Raw genomic sequence first — 5,401 nt, 5'->3', positions numbered from 1 at the left:
GAAACGATACTTCTCTAAATAGTTCCTCTCTAATGTACAATCTTGACTATTATTTCTCATCGTAACAAAATTTATTAAATTTAAATTTTGTTACCGAAATATCTAACCTTTACAATTTCGACGGAGGAGAAATCTTCGCAAGTAACTCTACAAAGATTGGAAACATACTATACCGAGCTTCTCGCGAAGATTTCTCCTCCGTCGAAATGACAAGATTGCGCAAAAACCTTTGTCAAAGTTTTAAACTTTGACAAAGGTTACGGCGTAAACAAATGATTAATCCTTCTTATCCTGTTGTTCTGTCTGCACAAAACTTCCATTAACGGAACGATCTTCGGCATTCATTCCATTTGCCATTCCAAGCATAAAGGCCGTTATTATAATTATAAATTTTCTTTTTACCCAATGAAGAAGTGGTCGCTTAGATTGCTCCAAGCGAGAATTTTTATTTTGTTTATACATTTTAAAAATGATAAATGATTAGACATTATTGTATCATCTGTGCTTAGAAATAAATTTTCTTAAGCGCTGTATAAACTTTTATCGAAGTATTTTGAAGTGATTATTTCATTTATAAAAACAGATTGATTTATAAATGAAGTTAGATTTTGATGAAGCAGATTTTGAATTTTTAGCAGGTTCTTAATTTGAAAAGTAAAAACAGTTTCGGTTTTGAGAAAATTCAAAACATTTGAAAATCTTATTTCATTCCAAGAAACAGCTTGTCCCAATTTATATAAACGAGGACTTTTAAGCTCTATTTCTTTTCTTAAAATTACAAACGAAGATTGGTAATATTCTGCCGATTTAGATTGAGAATATAAAGTACCATCGCCCACAATCACAACAAAAGTCAGAAAGAGCGCGATTAAGTATTTTATATGTTTTTTCAATCTTTTAAGTTTTAGATTATAGAACGAAAATACGATTTTTATTCGTTCGGCACTTTTTTGGTTTCATTTTTATAGAGCAACAATCCTAATCCAAAAACAAAAACGAGACAGCTTAAAAACATCCAAACGCCATTTTTCAAAACAAAAAAAGAAAATCCCACAGCAACCGACCCCGCAATTACCATTAAAGATTTTACAGTTTCTGTTTTTATAAAAGCAAATGCATGCAAAGCCAAACCAAGAAAAAGCAAAGACGGACCAACAGCCACAAATGGATAAAAAATCAATGGAGAATTACTAATTTGCTGACTTAATCCCTCTTTTGAGATTTCGTTAATTCCGTAACTCGACATGATAAAATCGATTGTACAAAGGCCGATATGGGCAATAACACCTAAAGTTGTCAGTACAGAAGCAACAGCACTTATTTTGCTTTTAGGAAATGCATCATTAAATGACAATAAAAAACAAGCTCCAATTAAATTGAACCAATGCGCAAAATCTACTGAATCGCTTAAACTTGGCAAAAGTTTAGAAAAAAATAAATAACTGACTAGAAAAAAGACTAACCCAATCAAGCAACATTGTTTTGTATTCATAGTTTTCTCAACTTTTATTGTTTATAAATCGTAAACTTATTATGACTCAAAGTAAAACCCAAATTCTCATAAATCGCTACATTCTCAACTCGCTTTTTATTTGTGGTCACTTCGATACTTTTCAAATTATTTTTCTCAGAAAAATCCAAAATCTCATTTATTAATAATCGTCCAACGCCTTGACCACGATATTTTTGATGAATAAAAAACTCCTGAATCTCACCAACCAATCCGCAATGATGCAAAAGATTTTGAGTATGAAAACTAATAAATCCTACGCCTACGCCTTCATTTTCGTTTTCGGCAATGAGATACAGATTTTTTGGATTTAAGATGTTTTCACTGAATATCGTTTTGAAAACTTCAAAATCTAAAACTTCATTTTCGAGTTCGCAGATTGCTTTGTAGACGAAATCTAGATCTTTAGGTTCTATTTTTCTTATTTTCTGGTTTGATTTCATAATTTCTATATCAATTTAGACTGATAGCCATTCTAAAGTTATAAACTTATCACAATTGTCTCTCATATCTTCAGCCCAATCAACCAGTATTGCTGCACCTCCATTTTTAATTTCATTTCTAACTATATCATAATTTTCTTTTGCATCATCAGGTCCTAATCCTGCTAATTCAAAAACGATATATTTTGTTTTAGACAATGTTGTGTATAATGAAAGTAGTCTTTTAGAATTCCAGTGAAGTTCGTTTATTTTCGTCTTTTTATTAATCCATGGAATTTCATAAATTTTTTGGATAAATTCACTTTCTAGATTTGCTCTTTTCTTTAAATATTCACCAACTTTTATTGGAAAAAACAATCTTCTAAATTTTGATTCTCTAAAATAATCTACGTAAGTCAGCGACTTTGTGACAATCACATTTTCATTTTTTATTTTTCCAGTAAAAGCATTAACTAATTCCGTTTTAATATCTTGAAAATGAGCTCCACCATACAAATACAAGACAACCAGCTCTCCTTCTCTTAACTCAAAAGGCGGTATAAAATACTCCTTGGTTCTTATTCCTTTACTTTCTATTAATAGCTCTTTCATTTCTCAAGACGTTCAAATTTCTGTTTATATTTTTGAAGATACTTATTCCATTCCTCATGATTTTTATAAACAGAAAAAGCAAAATCAACTGTTTCTTTGCTGAAATGATTTCCAAAAATATTCTCCAAATATTCTATCCCAGCATCAATTACTTGTTTTAAAACCTGCAATTTATCAATTCCATTTGCTTCGCAGGCTTGATCGAGCCATAATCCTTTTCCAATTTTCACATATTCTACAAGAAGGTTTTCTGTTATAAATTGAGGAGGAACATCGTTTATATCTGGTTCATGTCTTCCGTTTTTAAAAACTAACAGAATTAGTTCTTCCGAATAATAATCTTCTGGAATTAATCCCAGCATTGTACCATTTTCAGCTGCTCTAAAAAAAAGTTCTTTGGTGATAAATTCATCAGGAATTACCTTAATCGCAAAACCATCTTTATTCACTAATTTCTCGCAGAGCTCAGAAGTTATTAAATCCTGATTGATAAATGGTAAAGCATAAAATGTAATATTTAATGCTAAATTGCAAAGCTCTTCGGTTTTAAACTGCTCTGGAACAAGTTTAAGATCTCTATAATTTGCCAAAACACGATCGCGCCAATATTCATAAGTTTTAGCTGGCGGATTATTTTGTTTTAAAACCAATTCGCCTCTTGCCAAATCTCGTTCTAATTCTTCAAAAGTTTCAATTAACGGATTATCGAGTAATTTTCGAAGTTCGTTTGAGATAATCTCATCGTCAGTTTCATCATCATATTCACATTCGTTTTTCGGATCAATTTCATCTCTGTCATTATAATAAAACAAGTCTATTTTCTTTTGCCCAAATGATGTATTATGATCTGTTACGATAAAAACTGGTGAATTTATCGAACCCGAACAATTGAAACTTCCGTGATTATAATATGTCATGACGACTTCTTTTGCTGTAACATTTCCCTTTACTTCAACATTCGCTCCGCCAAGCAAAAGACTTTGACAATTTACGCTTCCGTCAATGAAAACATACGGACCATAATCTCCTTCGGCATTAATAATTGAACCGTTTACAGAGAAATTTCCATTTATAAAAATGCCTTCAATTCTTATTTCTTCAATACTTTTAGTTGGAAGATTTAGCAAATTGGCCAACCATTTTTTCTCTTTATTTTCATAAAGATCTAAATAAAAACTTCTTTCAAAATTGACATCTTCTTCTGCAGTAAGAAAAAAATCCTCGTCTTCCCATTCACCAAAATAATCAAACTTTTCATCTTCAGTTAAAAAAGGATATTTGTTCTTGATTTCGGCTATTGTAATTAATTTGAAATTCGAAGTCTGCATTTTATTGGTATTAAATCTAAGTGATTTTTTGAATATCAAGATTACACAATTCTGAATTCAAAACCAATTCGATAGTCAGAAAAATTGTATTTTTACTCCACAAAAAAGAACTTGCAACTGCAAACTTGTTTTCTGCATAAACCAAAAATGTAAAAGAATTTTAAATATCTTTGAATCATGAGCACAGCAATAAAACCAAAACATATCGGTAGAAACATTAGCCGAATTAGAGAACTGAGAGATATGAAGCAGGAAGCGCTTGCTATTGCGCTTGGTGTTAGCCAGCAATCTATTTCTAATCTCGAAGGAAGTGAAAACGTTGATGACGAAAAACTAAGCAGAGTTGCAGAAGCTTTGGGAGTCACACCTGAAGCAATAAAAAACTTTTCTGAAGATGCTGTTTTTAATATTATTGGGAATACTTTCGAAATAGAAAACAATACTGGCTCTTCAGTAATAAGTCATGGATGTACTTTTAATCCGATTGATAAACTTATTGAATCTTACGAAGAGAATAAAAAACTTTACCAACAATTAATTGAAGCTGAAAAAGAGAAAGTAGCGCTTTTGGAGAAGTTACTTGATAAGAAATAGAAATTTATTTTTATAAAAAGAAAAAAACCGAAGTTTTTAATTTAAAGCTTCGGTTTTTTTATCAATTTAACTTGTAAAGCAAATCCTAAACATTTATATTATGAAATCTATTTTTTAAAGTTCATTCAACCAAACAATCCATTTTTCTTGAAGAATAAGTAAATCTTTCGGAGTTGATTTCATCGAAACTGAACCAAAATTTTCTCCCGTTACAGCTGTTAGCAATCTGTTTGCTCTTCCAGCAATTGTGAATAAATCATCATTTACTATCAATCCATGCCCATAGCTTTTTAAATCTCCACTTTCGATTCTTTCAAATATCATCAAATCGGCACTGTTCACAAGACCAACTTCTTTTTTGTTTGTTATTCGATTTATTAATTGTGGAATTATCTTTTCGTAATTAAAAGCTATCCAATATTCAGCATCAAACAAATACCCATATTCCTGATTATTATCGATTTTATCTAAAATAAATTCCATTGAATGATTTTTCATCTTTTCTTTATTGCTTTCATCAAGCCAATTGAATTGTTTTTTTTGTTCATCTATTGCATTTTGAAACTTCTGAGAAATCTTTGGATCTTTTGGAAATTTCAAGTTTAAAGCATTAGTCTGCGCAAATGAAATATTGGAGATAAATATTAAAATAAGGAGATTTTTCATTCCGTTGTTAGGTTTAGAATATTATTAGCCAATATACAAAATCGTTTAAAAGATAATTAAATGTAAATCTGCATAAAACAAAAATCGCCAATCTTTGTAGAGTTACTTGCGGAGATTTCTCGTTCCTCCTTTAGATTTGTTTTTTTAATTTTAAGTAGATTTATGATTGAGAAAGGAAGCAAAAGTAAACTATTCGTTCCTCTGAGCTTGAGACTCATATTTCGATTAAGACTTTAGCTTCCCTTTTATCAAAGACTCAGATAGAAATT

The 5,401-nt window shown here is 30.4% G+C and carries 8 protein-coding genes; 1 reads left to right on the top strand and 7 read right to left on the bottom strand.

Annotation, left to right across the window (positions count from 1 at the left end; genetic code table 11):
* Positions 1 to 276: 276 nt before the first annotated feature.
* From AC5ZCW_RS22375 to AC5ZCW_RS22350, 6 genes are all read right to left on the bottom strand, one after another.
* The gene (locus AC5ZCW_RS22375) at positions 277 to 462 is read right to left on the bottom strand and encodes a hypothetical protein (protein WP_343541105.1); all 186 of its coding nucleotides are present in this window, start codon (positions 460 to 462) and stop codon (positions 277 to 279) included.
* A gap of 59 nt (positions 463 to 521) precedes the next feature.
* A complete protein-coding gene (locus tag AC5ZCW_RS22370; RefSeq protein WP_496121844.1) occupies positions 522 to 893 on the bottom strand; it encodes a hypothetical protein in 372 nt (123 codons plus the stop codon).
* Positions 894 to 931: 38 nt separating this feature from the next.
* Positions 932 to 1,420, bottom strand: a complete 489-nt coding sequence (locus AC5ZCW_RS22365) for a hypothetical protein (RefSeq protein ID WP_496121843.1) — start codon at positions 1,418 to 1,420, stop codon at positions 932 to 934.
* Between the two features lie 86 nt (positions 1,421 to 1,506).
* Complete coding sequence (locus tag AC5ZCW_RS22360) at positions 1,507 to 1,953, bottom strand: GNAT family N-acetyltransferase (protein ID WP_496121842.1); 447 nt, start codon at positions 1,951 to 1,953, stop codon at positions 1,507 to 1,509.
* 15 nt (positions 1,954 to 1,968) lie between these two features.
* Positions 1,969 to 2,544 carry a hypothetical protein gene (locus AC5ZCW_RS22355; protein WP_343541100.1) on the bottom strand — a complete coding sequence of 192 codons (576 nt, stop codon included), beginning with the start codon at positions 2,542 to 2,544 and terminating at the stop codon, positions 1,969 to 1,971.
* Positions 2,541 to 3,872: a bactofilin family protein gene (locus AC5ZCW_RS22350; protein WP_496121840.1), complete on the bottom strand. Its 1,332-nt coding sequence runs from the start codon at positions 3,870 to 3,872 to the stop codon at positions 2,541 to 2,543. Before AC5ZCW_RS22350 ends, AC5ZCW_RS22355 begins: the two co-directional genes overlap by 4 nt.
* Positions 3,873 to 4,049: 177 nt before the next feature.
* Between AC5ZCW_RS22350 and AC5ZCW_RS22345 the strand changes: the two genes are divergently transcribed.
* On the top strand, positions 4,050 to 4,466 hold the full coding sequence (locus AC5ZCW_RS22345; RefSeq protein WP_496121838.1) for a helix-turn-helix domain-containing protein: 417 nt from the start codon (positions 4,050 to 4,052) through the stop codon (positions 4,464 to 4,466).
* 114 nt (positions 4,467 to 4,580) lie between these two features.
* On the opposite strand, the gene AC5ZCW_RS22340 is transcribed toward AC5ZCW_RS22345, so the two are convergent.
* Positions 4,581 to 5,132, bottom strand: a complete 552-nt coding sequence (locus AC5ZCW_RS22340) for a hypothetical protein (protein ID WP_343541096.1) — start codon at positions 5,130 to 5,132, stop codon at positions 4,581 to 4,583.
* Positions 5,133 to 5,401 lie beyond the last annotated feature (269 nt).

This window comes from Flavobacterium sp. PLA-DH12, from assembly GCF_059511845.1.
The sequence above is the reverse complement of the archived record's forward strand: the minus strand, read 5'-3'. Positions and strand labels throughout refer to the sequence as shown.

Coding starts and splice junctions, on each gene's coding strand:
- AC5ZCW_RS22375 (WP_343541105.1), bottom strand. CDS start 462: ATGTATAAACAAAATAAAAATTCTCGCTTGGAGCAATCTAAGCGACCA.
- AC5ZCW_RS22360 (WP_496121842.1), bottom strand. CDS start 1,953: ATGAAATCAAACCAGAAAATAAGAAAAATAGAACCTAAAGATCTAGAT.
- AC5ZCW_RS22355 (WP_343541100.1), bottom strand. CDS start 2,544: ATGAAAGAGCTATTAATAGAAAGTAAAGGAATAAGAACCAAGGAGTAT.
- AC5ZCW_RS22350 (WP_496121840.1), bottom strand. CDS start 3,872: ATGCAGACTTCGAATTTCAAATTAATTACAATAGCCGAAATCAAGAAC.
- AC5ZCW_RS22345 (WP_496121838.1), top strand. CDS start 4,050: ATGAGCACAGCAATAAAACCAAAACATATCGGTAGAAACATTAGCCGA.
- AC5ZCW_RS22340 (WP_343541096.1), bottom strand. CDS start 5,132: ATGAAAAATCTCCTTATTTTAATATTTATCTCCAATATTTCATTTGCG.